The following is a 25319-nucleotide window of genomic DNA, read 5'->3' as shown; positions in this document are numbered from 1 at the left end:
TTTTTGATGTATTTATGTAGCTGAAACTAACTGTTTTGGCACAAAAAGTTTCTATTCACAAACAGAAATGAGGCAACAATGCCCGTTCGTGTTATACATACCAAACTGCTCTTCTGGGCGGCTATGGGGTTTATCACCCTAAGTTCTTACTCCTGCTCAGAACCCGCCAGCCCGTATGGGCAGACGGAAATTACTATTGAAGCATTAGATGCCTCTTGCACCGAGGTATGGCTTGAGCTTAAGTTCAGCAATCTTATCCAGCCGGCAAATGTTGAAATTCGGCAAAATGGTGTTAAAATTAAAACAATCATAAAGGCAAAAAACGACACTCTTCTTTTGCTAAGTGGCTTCCAACCAGAACAGTCATTATCCTTTCAGACATTTATTCTCAACGAAAAAGATGAAGCTGTCAAAGGTTCCAACCAAGCTCAGATAACAACACTAAAAGAAACCAGCCAGAACTTTACCTGGCAAACCTGGTCTTTCGGGGAGGTAGGTACCAGCACTTTATATGATGTGGAGATAATTGACGAGAATAATATTTGGGCTTTTGGAGAAATTAAATTTGAGGACTCTTCAGTTTATTCGTACAATCTCTTTAACGCTGTTCACTGGAATGGACAAGAATGGGAACAGAAAAGATTTAACACTTTTTCAGATTGTGAACCGGCTCAATCTGCTTACCTAAACGCTGGCGCTACCAGATCAGGGCAGAAAATATACTTTACCAATGGAAATTTTTAGGAGTTTATAATGGGAATGACGTTCAAATTGATTGTAGTGTTGCTGGAATATTAGTTGGAGAAATATTTGGGATTTCGTTAAAAACGATAGCAGTTTATATGTTTATGGAAGCAGAGGTACATTACTGAAAAGGGAAGGTAAAGTCTGGAAAGATTTTACCAGAGATACCGATCTGAGGATTCAGGATATGACAATTGTCAACAATTTACGACATAAGCGTACAGATATCTTCAGGATTGCTTCATTAGCTTATCAGACGGTTAGCCCGAAAATTTATCATGTAAGTGAACAGGATAAGGTAGCCGAACTTAGTATTGGTGGTTTAAGATCCGGAGCGGATGATATTGCGAGTATAAATGGATTAAAATATTATGTGGTTGGTGATGGAATATTCACTAAATCGGATATTTTTAATCAAAAAGAGTCTTGGATAAAGTTTCCAACTGGCTCAATTGCAAGATATTACAGCGAATCTGTAGATGCTCAAGACTTTAATGATGTAGTAGTGAGCGGATCATTTACAGAAATAGTTCACTTTAATGGTTTAAAATGGAAAAACTTCATTGATGAAATGGGATTTCAAAATGGCAGTTTTTACAAGTGTAAAATTTATAAAAACACAATAGTGGCAGTTGGCTATAACAACAGAAAGGCATACATCGCAATAGGGCGAAGGTAAGGAGCAGAGTATTACGAGGAAGATGACCCTCTTGAAATAATTATGAAGTATGAAGTATGAATTATGAATTCGAGCAGGTTGTTGCTTTCCTAATTGTTCTTTGGTTGATAGCTATACGGTCTTAAAACTAAAAAGGGAGCAAATCATTTGCTCCCTTTTTTTATTACTATGTAAAATTTTTTGTTACGGCTGCAGCACTGCCAGTTCGTCTAACTTCATTGAGTCAACTAATTTGTTCAGAATGGCAATGTCATCTGAACCGTTGCAGCGGAGACTCACTAAAATTCTGGTTCCAACGGCAAAATCAAGCTGGCAGCTTTTGAAGTCAGTGGAGGTAACAGAGATTTTTCCGGGATATTTGCCTGCAATTTTTGTGAATTTTTCGTAACCATCCTCGGACTCTGATTCATAATTTTCCCCGAGCATGGTAAACTGCATGACCACATATGGGTTAAAAATGTTGTCAGATATGGTTACTTCCACGGAAATGGTATTTCCGGCAGAATCCGGCTTATCTGAGTTATATACAACGGATGCTTCAGAGGTTGAAATTCCCATTGCTGTCTGGGTCATCCCCTCCGGTTTTGAGCGGGTGAAATCGGTAATCACCATCTCAGGCAAAAATGTCTGCAGCTTTTTAAAATTGATTACAGGATTCTGCGCCTGAGCGAAAACGGAAACGAAAAAGAGGATGAATAAAAGTTTTGCCTTCATTTTGTAACCTTCTATAAATCTTTCTCAGTGGTTTTAACAGGGGAGTTCGGGAGCAGTTCAAGTTTAACCGCGAATTCATCAGCAAACTTTCTGAACATTTCACTGATTTCAAAATTGTTCGTTGCGCGGTTGTAGGTATCCCCGAGTTTCAGGAGAGTCTGATGAAAAAGGATATTCATATCGTCAATCATCATATCTTTTGTCCAGAGGTCAATGCTCATGGTTGCCCGCTCTTTTGCGTCCCAGAGAGTGAGCATCATGGTTTTGCATTCCGAAAAATCTTCGTTTTCCGAATCGGTGGCACTCCACTCTAATTTTTCCGGAATTTTTGATTCATCTAAGGTGATACGGAATTTTATCTCAGACTGCTGCGCCATATCGGTGGCTGACTCCATTATTACATTTATACAAATTTAGTGAAACTGCGCTTCACAGGAAAACTCCTGGAACACTATACCAAAATAATAAATTCTTACTCCTCTTTTCAGTATATTTCTGCTCCTGAATTTAAGTAATTTATCAAAATAAAGCCGTTTTTCATGCTGAATTTCAAGGTTTTTACCATTTTGGCCCTGTTTTTTTCGGGACTGTTTCAGTTCTCTTTTTTCGCCAAGCCTTACTCCAACATCAAACCGCCGGACTGGAGTCATAATAAGACCATTTATGAGGTTAATCTGCGCCAGTTCAGCCCGGGCGGCAGCATAAAGGAATTCAGAGAACATCTGCCCCGCCTGAAGGAGATGGGGGTCGGAATTCTCTGGTTCATGCCTATTCATCCGGTCGGAGCGGAAAACCGGAAGGGCACTCTGGGCAGCTACTATTCAGTACAGGATTACAAGGGAGTAGATCCGGCTTACGGCACAAAGGAGGAATTCCGCGAACTGGTGAAAGAGATTCACTCGATGGGAATGTACATCATCCTCGACTGGGTGGCAAACCACACCGCGTGGGATAATCCCTGGTCAAAATCCAATCCTGAGTTTTATGTTAAGGATAAAGAAGGAAAATTCACACCTCCAAGAGGGACTGACTGGTCGGATGTAATTCAGCTTGATTACAGCAATAAGGAAATGCGCCTTGCCATGACCGATGCTCTGGAATACTGGGTGCGGGAGTTCGATGTTGACGGTTACCGATGCGATGTGGCCGCTATGGTCCCGACTGATTTCTGGGAAAGTGTGTATAAAAAACTTTCAGCCATTAAACCGGTCTTTATGCTGGCGGAAGCTCACGAAGTTGCTCTTCATAAAAATGCATTCCACATGAGCTATGCATGGGATACCTTTAACCTGATGAAGGATATGGCAAAGGGGAAGGAAAAACCGGAAGATTTCCTGAAAAAAGTTAAGAAACAGGACAGCCCTTATCCGCCGCAGGGTATCAGGATGAGATTCACTTCCAACCATGATGAAAACTCCTGGAACGGCACCGAGTTTGAACTCTTTGGCGATGCAGCCCTTGCTTACAGCGTACTTGCGGCCACCCTGCCCGGTATGCACCTGATATATACTGGTCAGGAAGCCGGCAATAAAAAACGGCTGGCATTTTTTGAAAAAGATCCTGTTGACTGGAGCGACTTAAGCCGAACTGATTTTTTTAAGAAACTTAATATGCTCAAGCGGGATAACTCAGCACTCCACCACAGTGTAAAGAGCGGTTCCATGGAACCAATAAAGCACAGCAACGGAAAGCTGATTACCTATCTCAGAAGAAACGGCTCTGATGCAGTTCTGGTTGTGGTTAATGTGACTTCATCTCCGCAGACAACCGTTATAAAATCAGTAAAAGGACTTCCTGAGATGACGGATATATTCAGTGGTGCAAAAATCGCTCTTGCCAAAGAAGCTTCTGTAACACTTCAGCCCGGTGAGCACCGTGTTTATGCATTCAGCAAAGCTGATAAGAAGTAAGGACTGCTGAAATCTTGTTATACGGAAATTATGAAGCGGTTATCGGGCTGGAAGTGCACGCTCAGCTTTCCACCCGGACCAAAATCTTTTGCGGCTGCAGTACTGATTTTGGCAATGAACCAAACAGCAATGTCTGTCCGGTCTGCCTCGGGCATCCCGGTGTGCTTCCGGTCTTAAATAAAAGAGCCGTTGAATATGCTGTAAAAATGGGGCTTGCGGTCAACTGCCATATCGCTGAAAAATCAGTGTTTGCCCGAAAGAATTATTTTTATCCTGACCTCCCGAAAGGGTATCAGATCTCGCAATATGACGAGCCTCTCTGCACCGGAGGATATATTAAGGTATATCCGCAGTCCGGCGAAGAAAAAACCATCGGAATTACCCGGATTCATCTTGAGGAAGACGCAGGTAAATCAATTCACGACCGTGGCAGCGCGACATTAGTTGACCTCAACCGCACCGGTGTCCCCCTCATTGAAATTGTAAGCGAGCCGGATATACGCACGGCTGAGGAAGCGGTGCTCTATCTTTCGGCTATCCGCCAGATTGTGCAGTATCTGGGAATCTGTGACGGCAATATGGAGGAGGGGTCGCTGCGTTGTGATGCCAATATATCCGTCCGGCAGAAAGGGGAGACAAAGCTCGGCACTAAAACAGAAGTGAAGAATATGAACTCCTTCCGCAGTGTGGAACGTGCTATTGAATATGAAATTGCACGGCAGATTGATCTGCTCGAGGATGGGAAAGAAATTATCCAGCAAACCCTTCTCTGGAATGCTGATACCAACACCGCGCATCCGATGCGTACCAAGGAAGATTCGCATGACTACCGCTATTTCCCGGATCCTGATCTGATACCGGTCGTGCTCTCAGAGGAGTATATAAATGAAGTCCGTTCAAACCTCCCTGAACTGCCGGAAAAAAGGAGGGAGAGGTTCATGGAGGAGTACCAGATTCCTGCGTATGATGCCGGAGTGCTGACGCAGTCAAAATCCATCGCTGATTATTTTGAGCAGGTAACCGCCCGCACAAAAGAATACAAACTGGCGTCTAACTGGGTAATGGTTGACCTGATGAAGGTGCTGAATGAACGGAAAGCGGGTGCGGAAGAGTCTCCCGTTTCTTCGCAGTCATTGGCTGACCTGATAAACGAGATTGGCAAAGGCACCATCAGCAGCAAGATTGCCAAAGAGGTATTCGCTGATATGGTTGAGACTGGCAAAGAACCGCTGGCAATCATTAAGGAAAAGAACCTGATTCAGGTTTCCGACCCGGAAGAAATTAAAAAGATTATCCGCTCCGTAATTGAAGCAGCACCCTCGCAAGCAGAGGAATACAGAAGCGGCAAGGAAAAGGTTTTCGGATATTTTGTCGGTCAGGTTATGAAGCAAAGCAAAGGAAAGGCAAATCCGGCAATGGTAAATGAATTATTAAAGGAAATGCTGCTTAACGGATAAAAAACCGTTCGACAATCCGCCGACAATATACGACTCCTCCGGAGTCGGGTTGGTTTTTGTTTGATCGCGTTTTCTACCAATCTGCAATCCCTTCGGGATTGATATAAATCCGGATGATTTCGGGTTGACATAACACCGTAGGGACAGGTCGCGACCTGTCCTGATGAGAACGGCCGACAATATACGACTCCTCCGGAGTCGGGTTGGTTTTTGTTTGATTGCGTTTTCTACCAATCTGCAATCCCTCTGGGATTGATTTATATGCTGAGGATTCAAAATTTATCAGGCATTACTGAACCGCGTAGCGGTGACCAATTAATAGCAAATCAGATTTGTTCTGATCTGTGAACCCGCGCAGCGGGTGACCGGTTAACAACAACGTTTTATAAAAGAAAATTATATATTAAGGAACAACATTGAATTTTAAGGAAATCGGAAGAAAAATTCTGGGGATCCGCACAGACGAAGAACTTGCCGCACAGGCAAAAAAAACTCCAAAAGAAAAAGTCATAGAATTTTTTAAATCACTGGGTTTTGCTCTAATCGCCGCACTTTTCATTATAACATTCTTTATTCAGAACACCAGAATCCCCACTGGTTCAATGGAGAATACTATTCTGGTGGGTGATTTTGTGATAGTGAATAAGTTCATCTACGGCTCATCTTCTCCGAGATATATACCTTTTACCGAAATTGCGCTCCCGTATTTCACTATCCCGGGTATCCGTGAACCTGAAGCAGGGGATATTGTGGTTTTTGAATTCCCTGGTGACCGCGAAGATCTGGTGCCAAAGGAACTCAATGTAAACTATGTAAAACGCCTCATTGGTATGCCGGGTGATACACTGCAAATCATTAACCGTGTTGCTTATATCAATGGAAAGGAGTTCCCGGTGCCTCCGTATGTTCATTATGCACTTCCTTACTCAAAACCTGCTGACAGAGGGGAAGATTATATTTATCCGGCAGGCGCACCGTGGAATGAAGATAATTACGGCCCCTATGTGGTGCCGAAAGCAGGAATGAAAATTACACTTACGCCGGAAAATTATATGCAGTGGAGAACTTTTATTGACCGCGAACATGGCGAAAGGGTGGTAGAATTGAAAGGAGGTACTGTGACCATAAAAGGTAAGCCGGTTAACTCTTATACTGTGCAGAAAGATTATTACTTTATGATCGGAGATAACCGCAATGACAGTTATGACAGCAGATTCTGGGGGCCGGTTTCCCGTGATGCAGTGGTTGGTTCAGCATTTCTGGTACTGTTTTCGTGGGACAGAGAAATACCATTCTTTAATATTTTCAAGCTGCTTGGCTCTGTCAGGCTTGAGAGAATTATGATGGTACTTGAATAATTGTGAATGGTGAATGGTGAATTGTGAATTCAGAGACGTCGTTTATGTCCTTTAAGTCGTTAATGTCCTTTTACCAGTAGCTGCAAAAACTGCCCGCAAAAAAAATAAAGTTATATAATAAAAAAGCCGCCGGAGATTATATCCTCCGGCGGCTTTTTTGTTTTAATCTGTTTTCAGATTAGTTGAAGATGTAACGTACACCTAACTGAATTCTGTAAACATCGTTAACGGTAGCTGATTTGATAAATGATTTATCAATAAGCGCACCGCCAACTCTCTGAAGCTGATAACGTGCTTTACCAGCAGCATCAGCACCCTGAGAAATAAGCGGGGTGGTGGTAACCATCTGATCGCCTACTCCCCAGCTCTCATTAATAAGATTCAGGAAGTTGAGAATATCCAGACGAACCTGGAGGGTGTTCTTCTTATTCATGAAATTGGTATAGAATTCCTGAACAATGCTGAGGTCAGTTCTGAACATCATCGGCATTCTCACACCGTTTCTTTCAGCATACTTTCCTCTGTTTTCGCTCAGGTAATCATCCTGCTGAATGAACTTTTCGAAAGCGTCTGCCTGCTGAGCAGCGGTGAAGAGCGTGGTAGTAACGCCTCCGCTGGTTGAGGTAATATCAACAAAGTTCATTTCGCTCTGATCTTTTGGAATATATATCAGGTCGTTAGCTGTACCGCCGTCACCATTGAGGTCGCCGGAGAAGGTATAGCTTGCAACACCCTGAACAAATCCGTTAACAACTGCCTGATTGTATCCGTCAAGGAACAATGAGAAGGTTGTCTTACCGAAATTGAAGTAATCAAGAGAATAGGAAGCAGCAACAAACAGGCGGTGGCCCGGATTGTTTGCTGAGAATGATGCACCAGGATTATTCGGGTTGCCTGAATGCTGGTTTCCGTTCCATGAACCGAATGCAATTGAACCTGCGTCAACGGTATTTTTTGCTACGCCATAGTTGTAACCGGCTTTCAGATACCAGTTGTCAGCAAATGGTTTTTCAAGAGCTGCTGAGATATTATAGTAATATCCCTGATCCTGGTTCTTAAGAACAATTGCATTATCAATGTTAGCATTGATCTTGTTGCCTGTTGTCCAGCGCGGACGGTTATCAGGACCAACAAATGCAGTATTCGGATCTTTCAGGTTTGCGTTGATGTAATAAACACCATTCACATCCTGGCTATAGAGGAATTCTGCTGTACCGATGAATCCGTATGGAAGTACCTGATCAACACCCACATTGGTTCTCCACATCTGCGGGAATTTGAAGTCAGGATCGGTTAAAGCAAGTTCGTAAGCTGAAGCAGGAGCTCCGGATACGCTGGTTGGTTTATATCTGTTTGGATTCGGATCAAACGGACGTTTGTTCGTATTATCAAGACGGGCAAAACCAGTGAGCATACCGTTATTGCCTATCTGATTTGAAATCCACACATAAGCCGGTTTACCGGTAAAGATACCTGTTCCGCCGCGTACCTGTGTCATTTTATCACCAAATACATCCCAGTTCACGCCAACTCTGGGTGAGAAAAGGATATTTGCATCAGGGAGTTTCTCAGTCTTATACTGTTTGGTTGCTCCGGTCTCATCCTTGAAGAACAGGGTATCCATCTGAGGATTTTTGTATCCGGTTTCTTCAAACATAGGAAGGTCAAATCTGATACCTGCAATAACGTTCAGGTTATTGTTGACTTTCCACTGATCCTGTGCATATAAGCTGGAGTACCATACTTCAAGAGGCTGGATCGGTTTTTCCTGACCAGGGATGTTAGACCAGCGAACCTGGAATCTTCTCAGGCTGATGGTGGTGGAGTCTCTGGTAGGGTTGGCGAGATAAGCGTTTGCGTCGGTATAAAAATCATTAAGTGAGTTATATACATACGCACTCTGTGAACCAGGGAAGAAAACGTTCTCTGATTCATAACGCTCTAAGCTTACACCGAAGGTAAGGCTGTGATCATCAAGGTACCAGCTCAGGTTGTTCTGAATCTGGAAGCTGTTGTAGCGCAGTTCATTGTTCGGAGTGAAGGGTTCATAACCGAAAGTGGTATATACTGAACCGCCTTCAAGAATGTCAACCATCGGGAAGAAAGTTCCGCGGGACTCGCGGCTTTCATCGTTAAAGGTATAACCAACGATGAAGTTGTTGGTCAGATTGTTTGAGAAGATTGCGTTCCACTCACCGATGACTGATCTGATGTTTTCAAGAATCTTGTAGTTTGAGTTCTGGAAGTTCAGACCGTTAAGGTTTGATCTTCTGGTACCAAAACCGAGTGAACTTGAGTTTGAAAGGAGAACATCAGTGAAAGAATCAAGGTGGGTATAACGTAAGCTGAGTTTGTTTGAGTTATCAAGGTTGTAGTCGAATTTCACGAGGAACCTGGTTGATGGTGTTTCGTGATCGTAACCCTGATATGGTCCTGTTTCGTATCCGAAATTGCTCTTCAGGAAATTGCTCAGTGAGTCGAGTGCTGTTTTGCGAACTCTGGTCACCTGGCCTGCTACTGCCTGAGTACCGTCATTAGCAAGATAGGTGGTACCAGGCTGAATGAGGTTATCAGATTCAAAGTTTGCGAAGAAGAAGAGTTTATTCTGGATAATCGGACCGCCAAGGCGTACGCCAATCTGATTGAAATCAAATGTGCCTGACTGGAATTCTGCATCACCTGCTTTGCTGCCAACGAAGTCGTTATTACGGAACTGATAATATACAGAACCTGAGAATTCGTTTGTACCGCTGCGGGTAATAGAGTTGATTCCTGCTCCTACAAAGTTACCCTGACGAACGTCAAATGGTGATACGTTAACCTGAATCTGCTCGATAGCATCCAGTGAAATAGGAGCAACACCGGTTCTGTCACCGGGAAGTCCTGCCAGACCAAATGAGTTGTTGAAATATGAACCGTCAATGGTGATATTATTAAGACGGTTATCAACACCGCCAAAAGAAGAGTTTCTGCCAGACTGCGGGGTCAGTTTGGTTATATCTTCCAGTCTTCTGCTGATGGTCGGGATGCTCTCGATACCTTCTCTTTTAATAGAGGTTTCGGTACCGGTGCGGTCTCCGCGGATGATAGCATCTTTTTCACCATACACTGCGATATCGCCAAGCTGAACTGCCTGTGTGGACAGTTTTACGTTTACAGCAAGGTTCTGCCCCAGCTCGAGATAAATATTCTCAATCGTCTGGGAGACAAATCCCACGAATGAGAAAGTGATTTTGTAAGGTCCGCCGACACGCATACCGGGGATGTTGTATTTACCGTCAGCTCTGCTTGAGATACCGTACTGGGTACCTGAAGGAACGTGAACGGCAATGACGTTTGCTGCCGGCAGCGCTTCGCCTTTATCATCAGTAATCACACCGCTGATACTTGCGGTGGTAATTACCTGTGCATTGATAAGGGAAAGCGGAGCTATGCTTAACAGCAAAAACAAACAGAGGGCTGTTTGTAGAAGTTTTTTCATAACGACGACTCCAAGTTGTTTAGTAGTTAGTTTTTCGGGAACTATTTTCCGCCGCCTGCACGGCAAAAAAAACCTTGTTTATCCGGCCATACAGCACCCTTGCCGATGGCTGAAGAATTTTATTTCAGTCCGGTAATTAACTAATTATCCCTTTACGAGGGGATAAGGACTCTGTTATCAAATTATTAATTTTGGTCCGGTTTTAGCGTGCAGTGCCCAGACCGGCTTTTTTTACAATTTCTGGCATACCCAGCATTGTAATACCCTGTTCTTTCAGGGTGAAAAGTTCTTTTTTTATCTCGAGATATGCCTGAGCATCGAGCAGGATAAATCCTGCTTCCTCTGAGCGCAGGCGCGAAACGAATAACCTGATCTCGGTCAGGGATGTTCTGGAATCAGTGTCTCTTAAATCCACCACCAGACCTGTTCCTATGACGGGTATCCCTTTTTCTGCTGATTTTTTTACGATTCTCCCGATAGAAGATGGGAGATAGAAATTCGCCTTGTGTGAAAGCAGCAGAAGATTTACCCCCGTAAAATAGGAGAAAATATTATTCAAAGCTCCGTTTATCCGGGATTCAGAGAAAGAAAAATCCAGTTTAAAATCCACTTCTTTTATACCCCCGTCCAGCAGTATTCCATAGTTGTTGTTCCCCAGAGTTATAGTTCTGAGCTTAGCGGGATTTATTTTTTCAGCATAAACCAGCGGATAGAAACCGGTCGGGAGATGATCAAGTTCAGTGAGGTTAAAATTGTCAGAATCACGGATAAGTATAAAAACCGCCAGACTTCCTTCTCTCCTCTGAATTTGCGGCATTCTGGTGATTTTTACGGAAAGCACCTTATCTCTGACGCGGTAAATTCCCAGTTCATAGGAATATTCTCCGGTCAGCTGCGATTCAGAAATCATACCTGCCCCGGCAAGCAGACCGTTTAACCGCTTCACAAATTCGGGATATATTACATCTCCGGGCAGAGTCAGATGAAGCAGCGTTGCAGTGGTGTCATTCCTGGAAGTCCGCTTTTGAGATTTTGAGATCAGCGAATCGGGGATATTGTAAAAAGAAAGATGAAACTTGAACAGGGAGTCGGCACTGGCATGGCTACGGGATGAGGAATCATTCCGGATGGATGATGATTCACCTCCGGAGAAGACAAGCACCAGAAAAAGCGCAAGATTAAGCAGTAAAACAAATACGAGAACTTTTTTTAATGCCAGAGGACGCCTTCCGGGAGAATTAAATGAACCTGAGCTTTCAAATTTTCTGAAGGACTATTTTTTATTAAACTCTGCTTTTCTTTTTTCGAGAAATGCGCTGGTTCCTTCCTTAAAGTTATCAGTTCCGCAGCAAAGCCCAAAAAGCGATGCTTCATAGGCAAGCCCTTCCTTCAGGCCGAAATCACCGCTCGCATGAACCGCTTTCATTGCAAAGGAAACAATGTCAGCCGGTTTTGAAGCAATTGCTGCAGCAATCTTCATTACGGAGGCTTCAAGCTCTTCAGAGCTGAAAACTCCCTGCACCAGCCCGAGTTTAAGAGCTGTTTCAGCATCTATATTGTCCCCGGTCAGAATATAGTAATAGCCGAATCCCTGATTAAGCAGCCGGGGAAGCCGCTGTGTGCCGCCATATCCGGGAATAATGCCGAGGTTAATTTCCGGCTGGCCAAATTTAGCGTTCGCTGATGCAAAACGCATATGGCATGACCAGGCAAGTTCAGATCCGCCGCCAAGAGCAAAGCCGTTAACCATGGCAATCACGGGTTTAGAGAGCTTCTCAATTTTATTAAAAACCTCCTGCCCAAGCTCCGCGAATGACTTTCCCGTAATGGTGTCAAGTTTGTTGATTTCAGAAATATCCGCACCGGCAACAAATGCCTTTGGTCCTGCACCGGTTATAATCACCACCCGGCTGTTGTCATCTTTCGAGAGGAAATCAAAAACTTCTGAGAGTTCTTTCATAACCGTGGCATTCAGCGCATTCAGCTTATCGGGCCGGTTAATGGTGATTTTTGCGATGTGGTTTTCGGAAGTAAAAAGAATGGTTTCAAATTTCATGGTTAACTCAGATGGTTGCGACTAAAGGAATTCGGATTTTAAGATCGAATGAAATAAACTGATTATTGGGGAAGTAGTGATAGTTGGTCATGATGTCCAGCAAAAACATGGATGCTCCCAGACCTGCTGAGAACCCCAGTTTTGTTCCTTCCTCTATATATCCAGGGCGGTTCGTCCTGAAGCGGTGGTAATTCTGATAAATCAGCAGGGTAGAAGAAACTTCAAGAACCGGCATAAAAATAACAACCCGCTCCATAAATGGGGAGAAAAAGTGGCGCACTCCTATTGTGAGGGGAAGCATATTTGTTGAAAAATGTGAATATTCAGATGCCTGATAATAATCCTGGGAAGCAGAGTATTGCTCAAACCCGATTTTGCCGAAAAGAAAAAGGGGGAGATATTCATTATCAGTATAGGAAAGCTCCATATTGTATCCGTACCCGAGGAAGGAGACCTTTCCAAAATCCCCGACCGGAAGCCTCGGACCCAGCCCGATAGCGAAAAAAATGCCCCGTGCCTTATCAGACGGCGGTTGTTTCTGCCCCGTAACCGGAATACTAAGCAGAATAAAAACGAAAAGAAAGAGAAGTGAAAAAGTTCTTTTCATACCCAAATTTACGAAAATTCAGTCACCGTTTTGCCGGTGAGGATCAATTTTTCGTAAATCAGAGCTTTATTCCCAACCGGGCAGAAAGCTTTTTTATGGCAATCCTTTCATCAGGCATAAGATTATTCAAATCGGGAAAATCTCCCTCCTCAATCACCCAGTCTCTGCCAAGTATTGTTCTTAGCCCTGTGACAATCTGAAAGAAATTAAGACCGTCGTTTGAATCAACGTGATAAATACCGCCGGGTTTGGAAGTGAGGGTATCCGCAAGGCAGGATGCGGTATCCTCTAGGAATGAGCATGCCTGCATCCACCTGGTGCTTGCTGTAATCTTTCCTTCATTCCCAAAGACCGAATCAAGATGGCTTACCATATGGTTTTTACCGGGTTCGGTACCTATCTGCCATCCAAGCCGTGCTACTACTGCATCAGGATTAAAGGAGAGCATCCTTTGTTCACATTCTAATTTATAAACTCCGTAATTATCATCAGGGCTGGGGCGGTCATGAATGGTAAACGGGCCCCGCTGCGAACCGGAATAAATGGAGACGGAGCTTGTATATATAACTTTAATGCCAAGGCGGTGGCACAGGCGCGAAATGAGTTCTGCCCAGGCAGGAGATCCGGTTGCGCAATGAAATAGATAATCGGGCTGAACACCGGCAAGGAAATCAAAACAGGCCTTCTGATTTTCCGGCGGAATGATATTACGATCCCAGCGGACCACAACTGCATTCTTTGAAACAAGATAATTCGAAAGAGCCGGGGCTACAGTCCCGCTCATACCGGTAATAACAGCTTTCACAGGGCACCTCCTTTAATTGAAAAGGACACAACCCAAAAATAGCGAAAAGAATTATGAATTATGAAGTATGAAGTATGAATTTCCGAAGATGAACGTAAGTCCTGCTTTTTAGCTTTTGCCAAAATCTGACTGAATCCTTAAAATCGGTGAATGCGGGCTAAAAACGCAGAAACGATAGTGAAAATGAATTTAATACAGGAGGATTTACAGGTTGGAAGTATACGAATGTGCAAAAAATGAATATGAATCCGGAGGAATCACAGGTTGTCAGAGATCGAATGTGCAAAAAAAATTAAATTTGAATCCTGAGGATTCGCTGGCTGGATGAAAATGGTCCGGTCAGATTTTTCAGAAAGGGATAATTTACTTTATTAAAGCCATTTTTTTTGTTTTCAGTATACCATTTCCGCTCAATGTGGCTATGTAAACTCCTGAAGGTGATCTGGTTGTGCCGTTATATGGAGTCCATTGAAAGGAATAATTACCTGCCAGCAGAAATCCATCATAGAGCAGGACAGCCACCTCTCCGAGCATGGTATATATCGTAACTGCGTAATATCCTCCCTCATCAACTTTTACATTTATGGTAACTATTGGATTAAACGGATTCGGATAAGAACTGATTGCATATCCGGAGGGTGGGTCTGATGATTCATCGGAGAAAATATCTGTCGAACTTCCAAAAAATGCAGCTATTTTCTGAGCGACTTCATTCCGTTTGGCTTCAGGATAAATCGTCTCAAAAGGGAATCCCATGACAATCAGTCTCCCCTGAGCCGTCCCTGCCGGAAAAAGCCCTGCATAGGCAATTGCCGCAATCCCTCCGACGGTGCTATACTGCATGACATTGGTGCTGCCGTTAATTGCCTGAATAACATCGGGATAGCCGACATTATATGTCCCGAAATTTCCGTTATCAAACGTGATGGAATTAACACCGCTGAATACTTCACCCGGGAAACCCGATGCGGTATAATAGGTATTAGCGAGTCCGCCGGGAGCATCGTTTATATACTGTGTTTTGAGATAGAGGCGGATGAAATCCTTATCTGATGCGCTGCCCCGGTTGTCAAGATCCCAGGCAATTTCCGAACCGGATGCAAAAAGATATCCTCCTCCTTTAAGAAACTCAATAACCTTCGATTGTTCATCACTGCTGAAAGTTTCATTTGCCGTGCTCTCCGTGCCGAGGATGTAATCAGCTATCTTGTATGATTTGAGTGAGAGAAGGCCTGTTATTACCGCTTCGTTGGTGCAGGCATCAAAGCGGAGTCCTGCCTGAAGAAAAGCGGGACCGTGTCTTTTTACAAAATCGTTGGTATTACCGGTTACCGCTCTGTCAAAACCATTGACTATAATCATCTGATTAGGTTCGGCAGAAGGAACTGCAGCAAGCACCTCACTAAAAGGAGAATAACCCGCCTGCCCCATTGCACGGATTCGGACATAATATATCAGACCTTCAGTGAGTCCGGTGATCATTATCGAATCAGTGAAAGTGTCTGTTGAGTCGTTAAAAGCTGCGGGTGAGGTGCCGTAGAAGGCCTTATAAATGGAAGCAGGGGTAAACTGTGCTTTTACTGTTATCTGTGATGCTGAGGAAGCCCTGACGGCAAATATCTGCGGCTGCGGAGTGGTTGATCCGGAGAGGGTATAATACGGTTTGCTGATAACGCCTTCATCACTGATAACAACTGACAACACAGGATCTGCGAGCAGAGCAGCATATTTTTTGTAACTGCTGTTAACCACAAAAGAGTCGAGCACCAGCCGTATTCCGTGACTGTAGTCAGCATAGGTTTCACCGTGGCCGTTATATACCGGCTGGATCGGGCTTCCGTTTAACTGATGCCATCCATAAATTACAACCGGCTTCGGGGTATTCGGATTCAGGTTGGTATATATCCTGTTGGAAATGATTACGTCTTTTTTGGTACCGCCTACAAGAGTGCCGAGCGGGTACTGCCCGAGCAGGGGGAGACGCAGTGATTTAACCGAATCATTATGCTGGCTGAAAACGGGTACGGTGGTCATTTGTCCGCTGGGGGGAATCGGTTGAGGCCGGAGTTTGCAAGCAGATGATGTATATATCTGGTCAACCATCCGTTTGGTTGGCAGAACGCAGTTTATCGCGTTTGCTATTTTCTGTGCCAGCAGGGGAGTCATCGGAATCAGAAAATAATCATCATTGGAGCCCAGAGCAAGATATTCAGGAATCACAAAATAGGTAACGGAATTACCGCTGACTGTGGTAATTACCGGCACAAGATTTCTCATAAAATCCGGCACATTACCGCTGAGTATCTGGTTGTAGATTTCGTTTTCGCGCAATTCCAAAGTCAGAGGAGTAAGTATTGTGACCATCTGGCTACCGGTTGGGGCGTTAGCAGGCCTCGGGGGGAGAGGTAATGACTGCGCCATGAGGACCGAATGCAGCAAAAGTAGTATAAAAACAGATTTCATTATTTATCCGGATTATCTCATCAAATATACCAAATAATTAAAAACGGTATTACCGCCTTTAAAATGAAAAAAGCCGTCCGGAAAGGGACGGCTTTTTTGATCAATGATTCTTATTCGTAATAGAGTCGTTGTGCTGCACGCTGTGATGCGGCTCCGCCTCCTCCTCCGCTTGAAGCATCCCAGATTTCTTCTGTAAGGCTTGTTGCCGCACGTCTGTATGAAATTTGATTATTTCCTGACATATTAATATTCCCTCTGGCAGCAACATTTCCTATGATACTTGAATTACCGCTCATTTCCATATTCCCTTTCGCGAACATCTGTCCATAGTAGGTGGCATTTCCGCTTGTGCTGATATTGCCCTCCGCATAAAAACCGATACTGCTTTTATCCGGGTCATTAGATCCGAACGTTGCGTTTCCGCTCATCTCAACATTGCCTTTAACAATAAAAACACCATAGCCGTTAATTTTGGCGTTTGCCTGTATATAAAGATTACCCTCTACATAGACGATAACCGGCTTGCTTTTTGTACCGAGAGCAATCGAACTATTTTTAATCGTAAGATTTGAAGCATACTTGACCGTGGCTTTTGATTTAAAATCTTCCGCCTTGAAATCCGGAACATCAGGTATATCACTGATTTTATTTGTTGTCGGCAATCCGGAAGGATTCGAATTAGGTTTTACCGAACTTGTCTTTCCGGTAAAGGAAGAGGAATAATTCACGAATCCCTCAATTACTGAGTTATTGGATAATTCAACATCCTTGACATAAATATCAGTATTGAGCGTCGGGTCTCCGGCATCAATTATTTTTGAATTTCCTGAGAGTGAGAGTTTTCCGCTTGAAGTTGCAGCGCTTTTCATAAAATCAGGAAGATCAACCTCACCGGGCTGCACGGAAAAATATGCAGTAGTAACTCTTGGTGTCTCGCCAAAATAACCAATAACTTCAATTTTAACCAGAGAGTCGGCGGCAATCACGGTATCCACAACCCTGTAATACACAGAACCATCGAATATGGATAGTTTTGAATAGGTTTTTGCCCGGTATCCGGTGTTGGAGGAAATGGAAGAGGCGAGCATTTCCGTGACCGAGTTACACATATTTCTTACCTGAACATCTTCATAGTAGCTTACGGACTGAGTAAGCTGATCGCCAATAACGGAATTAATGTTCAGGGACATAATGCCAAACAGCATTATTGAACCGGTTATGTAAATAATTGTTGAATAACCCATAAACTATCTCTCTTATAAATTCTTTGGACGGATTTGTTTTCTCCACTCAACGGGGGAGTATCCGAAATTAACTGAGTCCGGTGATTCGGTCCGTACATAGACTGTTATAAAACGAATCGTGTTCCTGTTTGCCTGACTGTTAAGCGTATTTAAATTAATATTTGATGTGTTCTCTGCCTGATAAGAGAAAACAAAACGTGTTGCAAATCCGATGGTTAATGGTGTTGTAGAATTAATTCTGCGCAGAATCCGGAAATCAGCCGGATTTTTTGTTGAACTCATATCATTTACGGTTCCGCGGTAATAATAAACAGTATCAGTTGTACCGTTATTGTCAATATCTGAAATGTACCTGAGTTGTGAAGAGTCCGCAAGCAGAATAGAATTGCCTGCCGAACGGTATCCAGCCTTATAAAGATCAGACTCAAGAATCTGGGCGGTGGTAATCGCGCTTTCCTGGCTGTATTTATCAATAACTAATTCAGATATCCGTGTGCTCATGGTATAATTCATTACCAGGATCGAAAGAGTAATATATCCTCCGATGAAATATGTTCCGAGCAGGGTAATTAACTGATCCATATCTTAATACGCCTTTATTCCGTTGACTGTTACCGTATCGCCTATATACTGGTTATAAAGACTTACATTAATTCTCTTCATGAACGTTCTGCTGGCGCTTTTTTGCTCCGGATTCATGGAGACAATATAATGGACTGAAACCTTCATGTTGAAATTGCCGAATACGTCCAGACTCTCAGTTCTTGTATAATTGTGATAGTCATCCACATCATCAAACTGGGTAACAAGCGTCTCACCGCTTTCTTTGCCGAGTGATCCGGGTGCGGTAAGGGAGTCCGGAAGGGTGAGCATCCGGGTTATGGTAACCTCGTCAAAATCACGGCTGAGTACCTGCTCCAGCAAAGACTGGGCAATGCCGGTGCCGGTGAAAAGCGCCTGATTATACATATTATTCTCTGTGTTTCTGGTCAGAGAATTTGTCTGCGTCAGTCCGAGCAATCCTAAAAGAACCAGCGAACCTAATAACAGAATCAGTTGTGTGTAACCCATGAAATCCGGTAAAAATTATCAAAATCTGCCCGGCTCTGCCGGACGCCTGTTAAAGTGAAAAACTCTTAAAAATGCAGTAAAATGAATGAATAATTAACATTTAATATAACAAAACCTGCAAAATGAAAGTTTCTCTCTGCCTATGACCCAACAAATACCAGGCCAGAAAAAAATTGGGTTATTGGGGTAAAAAAAGCATTCTGAGAATGTGAATGTGTACAGAAATAATACATAATAAAAGTAAATCTCAATATGATACACTTTGTAAGAAAATGTAGTTTTTGCCCTCCGGCATCACAATGCGGAAGGAGTCACCCGGTGTTTTTTGAGGTGCTTTAGCGGTTGTCCAGCCGGGCTTTGATGTTAAGCAGATCAGTCTGGGCAGAAAGGAATGTTTTCTCCAGGATGCTTAGCTCTGTTTTCACTGAGATCAGGTCTCTTTTCTTGGCCGATATCTCAATCTCTTCACTGATTGCCGCAATTTTTGCAATTCCGAGACTTGCGCTGCTGCCTCTGAGTTTATGACAGTAAAAGGCAATTGCCTTAAAATCTTCATTGCTGAAAGACACCCTCAGATTGGCAAGCATGCGGGGGGTTTCATTCAGGTAAACTTCAAGCAGTTCGGAAACGAATGCCTGATCTTCTTCTGATTCAATATCCTGAAGCACGGGCATTTCAAACTCATTTACCACTGGTTCCCTCTGCACCGGCTGGGGCTCAGTCTCTTTTGCTGGCTGCGGATGCTTCTGAATCTGCTCACTCCATCTCATGATGAGTATCTGAAGTTCATCTATACGTACCGGTTTGCTTACGTAATCATCCATTCCTGCTGCAAGACAGATTTCACGATCTCCCTGCATTGCGTTAGCTGTCATTGCTATAATGACCGGCTGATGAGCTGCAGTACCGTTGCTTCTAATGGCCCGTGTTGCCTCAAGACCATCTAACTCAGGCATGTGCACATCCATAAAGATAATATCATAATCGGTCATCTGCAGGGCAGAGAGAACCTCAAGACCGTTTGACGCGATTTCAACCCTATAGCCAAGTTTTTCAAAAATCTTTATTGCAACTTTCTGATTCACCAGATTGTCCTCAGCAAGCAAAATACGCAGAGGGTATTTGTCAGCCATTTCTCTGTCAAGAATGCTGCCCCGCTGCTTCTTCTCGGGCGGAATTATGCTTCCGGTCAGCGAGTGCAGAATGCTTTCGTAAAGCTGCGACTGTTTAATCGGTTTGTTTAAGAACCTGGTTATATGGAGCCGGTTCAGAATATCCGAAGGTTCTCTTCTGCCGATTGAAGTAAGGATGATAACCGGAAAGCGGCCGTTATGAAACTCCCGGATCTTTTCGGTAAGTCCAATCCCATCGGTTGCCGGCATTTGATAATCAAATATACCAAGGTCAAATTTCTTTCCGGAGCGTATAATTTCGAGCGCTTTATCTGTTGATTCCGCTTCCTCGGTTTTCATACCCCAACGGGTTGTCTGGATGCGAAGGATTTTTCTGTTCGTCAGATTGTCATCAACTATCAGAACCCGTTTCCCTTCGATGGCAGGCAGAATGCCGTGTGAAAATATTTTGGGTTTGGAGGCTGCAGACTCGGCCGGCAGAGTAAAATAAAACGTGGTGCCTTTATTTTCTTCACTTTCCACCCAGATTTTGCCGCCCAGGATTTCTATAAGTTTTTTGCTTATTACCAGCCCGAGTCCCGTACCGCCATATATACGAGTAGTGGATGAATCAACCTGGCTGAACGGTTTAAAAAGTTTATCCATCTTATCTTGCGGAATGCCAATGCCGCTGTCCTGAACAATAAAAAGGAGTTCATTCAGATTGTGGTTAACGGAATTCCTGGAAACCTTTATCAGCACTTCACCCTTCTCAGTGAACTTAAGAGCATTGCCAATCAGATTGGTTAAAATCTGCCTGAGGCGGGTGACATCAGTAATAACCGTGTGGGGGACAGCATCTTCCATCAGGTAAAGCAGATCAATGCCTTTTTCACCTGCTTTTGCGGCCATCAAATCAAGGGTTTCTTCAATACAGTCTCTCAGATCAAAAGGAATTTTTTCGATTTCCAGCCGGTCTGATTCAATCTTGGAGTAATCAAGAATGTCATTAATGATCACCAGCAGCTGTTCACCGCTCAGCCGGATGGTATCAACATAATCACGCTGTTCACGGGTCATATTTGAATCCAGCAGCAGGCCTGTCATGCCGATAACGCCATTCATGGGAGTCCGAATTTCATGACTCATCATGGCAAGGAACTCACTCTTCGCGCGTGCTGCCTGGTTTGCCTGTTCTAAAGCTTTATCAAGTTCACGGTTTTTATCCTGAAGTTCATCATTAAATTCCTTCCTCTGAAAAACAGCGCCGATGGAGTTGGCAACGGTCCTGATTACCGAATAGTCAGCATCATCCCATCTTCTCGGGCTGAAACAGGTGTCAAAGCCCAGAAAGCCCCAGAGTGTGCTGCCGATATATACCGGTGCTAGCAGAACGGATTGTATGGAACTGTCAAGAAAGAGGTGAGCTTTTTCAGTTGGAAGCTCATTCACATTGTGATGCACAATTTCATTTTTCAGCAATGCATCAAGCAGCCCAAGCGGTTCAAAATGAGTATAACTTATACCATAATTCCGGAGAGAAGCAAGCTGGGAGGGGATATTGGCGGCAGTCCATTCAAAAATTTCTTCTGCCCGCAAATCACCTGAGTTATCGGTAAAATTTCTGAAAAGATAGACTCGGTCCGCCTGGGCAGAATTTCCGAGAATTTCCAGCGCCGCCGAAAGAGCGATCTCAATATTTCTTTCAGAAAGCAGAACTGCAGTTGCTGACGCTACCCCTTCGAGCAGAGAGTCCCTTCTTTTAAGCAGTTCTTCCTGCTTCTTTCTCTGGGTAATATCCCTGAAGACCGAAAGGATAAGGGTTCTGCTGGCAGATTCAGAACCAATGAAAGAGGCTGAAATTTCAAGATGCTTTATGGTACCGTCCCAGATAGTCATCGCCGTCTCAAACTTAGGCCGGAGAGTTTTTTTACTGAAATTATCCAGATAGCTCTCCAGAACCCGTTGGCGGATTTCCTCAGCGTAAACTCTGGTAAAGAGTTTTCCTTCAATTTCGGATGCCGCCGAGTGCATCATTTCCGCGTATGCTCCGTTGCACATGATAACGACTCCGTTTTCATCAGTCAGACGCATACCATCGTTTGAGCTTTCCCATACCTCACGGAAGGTGTATTCAACCTTGCTGATTTCGTGTTCAGCCCTTATTCTCTCACTTATATCGCGGATTGTACCCTGCCCGACGTACTTTTCCCCCTCCTGAAGCATAAGACCGTTGATTTCGACGGGTACGGAAGAGTTGTCTTTTCTGAGAAGGTGAGTAATAAAGTTGGAAATGGATTTATCTTTAAAGAATCTGGAGACCGCAACCAGTGCTCTCCTCCGGTCACTTTCCATGACAAAATCTATAAATGACTTCCCGAGAACCTCTTCATTACTGTACCCCAGGAGCATTGTTACGGAAGGGGAAGCATAAGTGAGTTTTCCGGTTGGTGAAAGCCGGAAAATAACATCATGGGAAGTGGTAACCAGCACTCTCAGATTATCATTTTCCTCTGAGAGGGAGGCAAGCAGCATGGTCATGCTCTCCAAATGGTTGAGCATATCCTGCCGGAAGGTGGCAGAATCTCCCTCCATAAGGAGCTGTCTTAGATTATGTATTTCTCCCTGCAAACGCAGGGCGTCTTCTTTAAATTTCACTGGGCAGAAAGCTAAAAATCAGAAAACAATATATAAAGTTTACGTAAAACATGATTGCCGCCTTTAATTGTAATTGACCCCCGAAAGAGTTAATTTTGATATTATGATTTTATAATTCCGGAGAAAACATGTCCCTCAAGCCCTTTAAAAATGAACCCGCAACTGATTTCACTAAAACACATAATTTCCAGGCCCAAAAAGATGCTATTGCAGCAGTCAGAAAAAAATTCGGAAAGACCTATGATCTTGTCATAGGAGGTAAAAAAGTACAAACCGGCAATCTGCTTACCTCGTACAATCCTTCGGATAAAGATGAAGTAATCGGCCACTTTCACAAAGGAACCAAAGAACTGGTTCAACAGGCAGTTGAAGGCGCTCATCAGACCTTTCAGAAGTGGAGCAAAACCACTCCGGAAGAAAGAGCCGCAATCGTATTCAAAGCCGCGGATATTGCCAGAAGAAGAAAACTTGAAATTAATGCCTGGATGATACTTGAAGCAGGCAAAAACTTTGCTGAAGCTGACCTTGATACCGCTGAGGCAATTGATTTTATGGATTTTTATGCCCGTGAGATGCTTCGTTACGGCGGAAAACAGCCCATAACTCCGATTAAAGGAGAAAAGAACGAGCTGAATTATATTCCTCTCGGAGTGGGTGCAATCATACCTCCATGGAATTTCCCATTTGCAATCCTGGTCGGAATGTCAACTGCGGCAATAGTTACCGGCAATACGGTTGTGCTAAAACCATCAAGCGAAACTCCGATGATGGGACAGATTTTTAATGAAATCATGCAGGAAGCAGGGCTCCCCAAGGGTGTGCTGAATTTCCTCCCCGGTTCGGGCGGTGAAGTCGGTGATACGCTGGTTGCCCATCCTCTGACCCGTTTTGTTTCATTCACCGGCTCAGTAGGTGTCGGCTGCCATATCAATGAACTGGCTGCCAAGGTTCAGCCGGGCCAGATCTGGCTGAAGCGTGTTGTGGCTGAAATGGGAGGAAAAGACAGTATCATAGTCGATAAGGATACTGATCTCGATGCTGCAGCGTATGGTACCGTTATTTCAGCATTCGGCTTCCAGGGGCAGAAATGCTCCGCCTGTTCACGCGTAATTGTTGACAAAGCAGTGTATAAGGAGTTTGTCGCAAAGGTAAAGAATCTGGTGGATAACCTGAAACAGGGTAAGGCTGAAGACAATTTCTATCAGGGTCCGGTGATAAGTGAGTCTGCCCGCCAGAGCATCATGAAATACATTGAGATCGGCAAAAAAGAGGGCAAACTTCTCTGCGGAGGTGAAGTTGGTGAAGGAAACGGGTTCTACATTAAACCAACCGTATTTTATGATATTGACCCGATGGCAGTAATTTCTCAGGAAGAGATTTTCGGACCGGTTCTGGCAATCATCAAATCCAAAGGATTCGATGATTCGCTCAAGATTGCCAATAATACCATTTACGGACTGACCGGAGCTGTTTATACAAATGACCGCGAAAAACTGGACCGTGCAAAGAAAGAGTTCCACGTCGGAAACCTCTACCTGAACCGGAAATGCACTGGTGCCATGGTTGGTGTGCACCCATTCGGAGGATTTAATATGTCAGGTACTGACTCCAAAGCCGGCGGAAGGGATTATCTGCTCCTGTTCCTCCAGGCAAAAACGGTTTCTGAAAAGATACTCTAAAATTTTTCGCAAAAAATCAAGTTTAATTGCTGAAAGATTTTGAGTATTATTAAATCAAGTATGTCTAATTTTTTTTGAAATTTAAGGTAGATCAATGAAAATTCATGAATTTCAAGGGAAAGAAATTCTCAGAAAATATAATGTTCCGGTTCCAAGGGGATTTGCAGCAAATTCTGTCGAAGAAGCCGTAAAAGCCGCTGAAGAGCTCGGAGGCCCGGTTTGGGTGGTAAAAGCTCAGATTCATGCCGGTGGACGCGGTAAAGGCGGCGGGGTGAAGGTTGCGAAATCACTTCAGGAAGTAAGAAAATTCGCTTCTGAAATTCTGGGTATGACACTCGTTACCCATCAGACCGGCCCGGAAGGCAGACTCGTGAAAAAACTCCTCATTGAAGAGGGTGTTCACATAGACCGCGAACTCTATCTCGGAATAACCCTTGACCGCGCCATCTCAAAAAATGTGGTGATGGTTTCAACTGAGGGGGGTATGGAAATTGAGAAGGTTGCTGAAGAGTCTCCTGAAAAAATAATCAAGTGTGCTGTTGATCCGTTCATCGGACTTCAGCCTCATCAGGCACGCGAACTTGCGTTTGCATTAGGACTCAAAGGTACCCAGGTTTCTAACGCCACCAAATTCCTGATCGCTTTATATAAAGCATACGAAGCTACTGATGCTTCACTTGCTGAAATCAATCCGCTCGTTGTGACCAAAGAAGGTAACGTCATCGCGCTTGACGCGAAGATGAACTTTGATGACAATGCTCTGTACCGTCATAAGGATATTGAAGCCTACCGTGATCTTGATGAAGAAGATCCGCTCGAAATTGAAGCTTCTAAATTCAATCTGAATTATATCAAGCTTGATGGTAATGTTGGCTGTATGGTCAACGGCGCCGGACTTGCAATGGCAACCATGGATATAATCAAACTTGCAGGCGGTGAGCCGGCAAACTTCCTTGATGTAGGCGGCGGAGCGAACAAAACTACCGTTGCAAACGGATTTAAGATCATCCTCTCAGATCCGCATGTGAAGGCAATTCTGATCAATATATTCGGCGGTATTGTCCGTTGTGACCGTGTTGCTCAGGGTGTTATTGATGCGGCCAGAGAAATTGAAGTAAAGCTGCCGATAGTTGTCCGCCTGGAAGGCACCAACGCAAAAGAAGCCGGTATTATGCTGACTGAATCAGGCCTGGCCTTTGAGGTTGCCGGTTCACTGCATGAAGCCGCAGAAAAAGTTACCAAGGTGCTTAAAGCATCCTGATTGTTTAACAAACAGAGATA

General features: G+C 43.9%; 19 protein-coding genes. 7 read left to right on the top strand and 12 right to left on the bottom strand.

What is annotated here, in order from left to right; genetic code table 11:
- The first annotated feature begins 78 nt into the window (after positions 1-78).
- Together HRU80_12645 and HRU80_12640 are read left to right on the top strand one after the other, a co-directional pair.
- Positions 79-744, top strand: coding sequence for a hypothetical protein (locus HRU80_12645; protein QOJ29677.1), 666 nt, complete (start codon positions 79-81; stop codon positions 742-744).
- 187 nt (positions 745-931) lie between these two features.
- Complete coding sequence (locus tag HRU80_12640; GenBank protein QOJ29676.1) at positions 932-1423, top strand: hypothetical protein; 492 nt, start codon at positions 932-934, stop codon at positions 1421-1423.
- A 183-nt stretch (positions 1424-1606) separates the two neighbouring features.
- On the opposite strand, the gene HRU80_12635 is transcribed toward HRU80_12640, so the two are convergent.
- Together HRU80_12635 and gldC are read right to left on the bottom strand one after the other, a co-directional pair.
- Complete coding sequence (locus tag HRU80_12635) at positions 1607-2137, bottom strand: hypothetical protein (protein QOJ29675.1); 531 nt, start codon at positions 2135-2137, stop codon at positions 1607-1609.
- A gap of 11 nt (positions 2138-2148) precedes the next feature.
- Complete coding sequence (gene gldC, locus HRU80_12630) at positions 2149-2514, bottom strand: gliding motility protein GldC (protein QOJ30548.1); 366 nt, start codon at positions 2512-2514, stop codon at positions 2149-2151.
- Between the two features lie 162 nt (positions 2515-2676).
- Between gldC and HRU80_12625 the strand changes: the two genes are divergently transcribed.
- The 3 genes from HRU80_12625 to lepB all read left to right on the top strand — a co-directional run bounded on the left by HRU80_12625 (position 2677) and on the right by lepB (position 6862).
- Positions 2677-4047, top strand: a complete 1371-nt coding sequence (locus HRU80_12625) for an alpha-amylase (protein ID QOJ29674.1) — start codon at positions 2677-2679, stop codon at positions 4045-4047.
- 14 nt (positions 4048-4061) lie between these two features.
- Positions 4062-5504 carry an Asp-tRNA(Asn)/Glu-tRNA(Gln) amidotransferase subunit GatB gene (gene gatB / locus HRU80_12620; GenBank protein QOJ29673.1) on the top strand — a complete coding sequence of 481 codons (1443 nt, stop codon included), beginning with the start codon at positions 4062-4064 and terminating at the stop codon, positions 5502-5504.
- Positions 5505-5920: 416 nt separating this feature from the next.
- Positions 5921-6862 carry a signal peptidase I gene (gene lepB / locus HRU80_12615; protein QOJ29672.1) on the top strand — a complete coding sequence of 314 codons (942 nt, stop codon included), beginning with the start codon at positions 5921-5923 and terminating at the stop codon, positions 6860-6862.
- A gap of 178 nt (positions 6863-7040) precedes the next feature.
- Here the strand turns inward: lepB and HRU80_12610 are convergent, their stop codons facing one another.
- From HRU80_12610 to HRU80_12565, 10 genes are all read right to left on the bottom strand, one after another.
- The gene (locus HRU80_12610; GenBank protein QOJ29671.1) at positions 7041-10343 is read right to left on the bottom strand and encodes a TonB-dependent receptor; all 3303 of its coding nucleotides are present in this window, start codon (positions 10341-10343) and stop codon (positions 7041-7043) included.
- A gap of 202 nt (positions 10344-10545) precedes the next feature.
- The gene (locus tag HRU80_12605) at positions 10546-11505 is read right to left on the bottom strand and encodes a hypothetical protein (protein ID QOJ29670.1); all 960 of its coding nucleotides are present in this window, start codon (positions 11503-11505) and stop codon (positions 10546-10548) included.
- Between the two features lie 111 nt (positions 11506-11616).
- Positions 11617-12399 carry an enoyl-CoA hydratase/isomerase family protein gene (locus HRU80_12600; GenBank protein QOJ29669.1) on the bottom strand — a complete coding sequence of 261 codons (783 nt, stop codon included), beginning with the start codon at positions 12397-12399 and terminating at the stop codon, positions 11617-11619.
- 7 nt (positions 12400-12406) lie between these two features.
- The gene (locus tag HRU80_12595) at positions 12407-13006 is read right to left on the bottom strand and encodes a hypothetical protein (GenBank protein ID QOJ29668.1); all 600 of its coding nucleotides are present in this window, start codon (positions 13004-13006) and stop codon (positions 12407-12409) included.
- A 58-nt stretch (positions 13007-13064) separates the two neighbouring features.
- A complete protein-coding gene (locus HRU80_12590; protein QOJ29667.1) occupies positions 13065-13811 on the bottom strand; it encodes a sugar nucleotide-binding protein in 747 nt (248 codons plus the stop codon).
- Between the two features lie 363 nt (positions 13812-14174).
- Positions 14175-16175 (bottom strand): T9SS type A sorting domain-containing protein, encoded by a 2001-nt coding sequence (locus HRU80_12585; protein QOJ29666.1) that lies wholly within the window; start codon positions 16173-16175, stop codon positions 14175-14177.
- 209 nt (positions 16176-16384) lie between these two features.
- On the bottom strand, positions 16385-17479 hold the full coding sequence (locus HRU80_12580; GenBank protein QOJ29665.1) for a hypothetical protein: 1095 nt from the start codon (positions 17477-17479) through the stop codon (positions 16385-16387).
- A gap of 51 nt (positions 17480-17530) precedes the next feature.
- Positions 17531-18100, bottom strand: a complete 570-nt coding sequence (locus tag HRU80_12575; protein ID QOJ29664.1) for a hypothetical protein — start codon at positions 18098-18100, stop codon at positions 17531-17533.
- 3 nt (positions 18101-18103) lie between these two features.
- Positions 18104-18589 (bottom strand): hypothetical protein, encoded by a 486-nt coding sequence (locus HRU80_12570; GenBank protein QOJ29663.1) that lies wholly within the window; start codon positions 18587-18589, stop codon positions 18104-18106.
- A gap of 335 nt (positions 18590-18924) precedes the next feature.
- Positions 18925-22263, bottom strand: coding sequence for a response regulator (locus tag HRU80_12565; GenBank protein ID QOJ29662.1), 3339 nt, complete (start codon positions 22261-22263; stop codon positions 18925-18927).
- Positions 22264-22487: 224 nt separating this feature from the next.
- Here HRU80_12565 and pruA point away from each other — a divergent pair, with 224 nt between their 5' ends.
- Complete coding sequence (gene pruA, locus HRU80_12560) at positions 22488-24038, top strand: L-glutamate gamma-semialdehyde dehydrogenase (GenBank protein ID QOJ29661.1); 1551 nt, start codon at positions 22488-22490, stop codon at positions 24036-24038.
- Positions 24039-24132: 94 nt separating this feature from the next.
- Positions 24133-25299 carry an ADP-forming succinate--CoA ligase subunit beta gene (gene sucC, locus HRU80_12555; GenBank protein ID QOJ29660.1) on the top strand — a complete coding sequence of 389 codons (1167 nt, stop codon included), beginning with the start codon at positions 24133-24135 and terminating at the stop codon, positions 25297-25299.
- Positions 25300-25319: the final 20 nt, after the last annotated feature.

Source organism: Ignavibacteriales bacterium, assembly GCA_015709675.1.
Taxonomy (GTDB): Bacteria; Bacteroidota; Ignavibacteria; order Ignavibacteriales; family Ignavibacteriaceae; genus H2-BAC3.
This window is presented reverse-complemented; position numbering and strand designations above follow the sequence as displayed.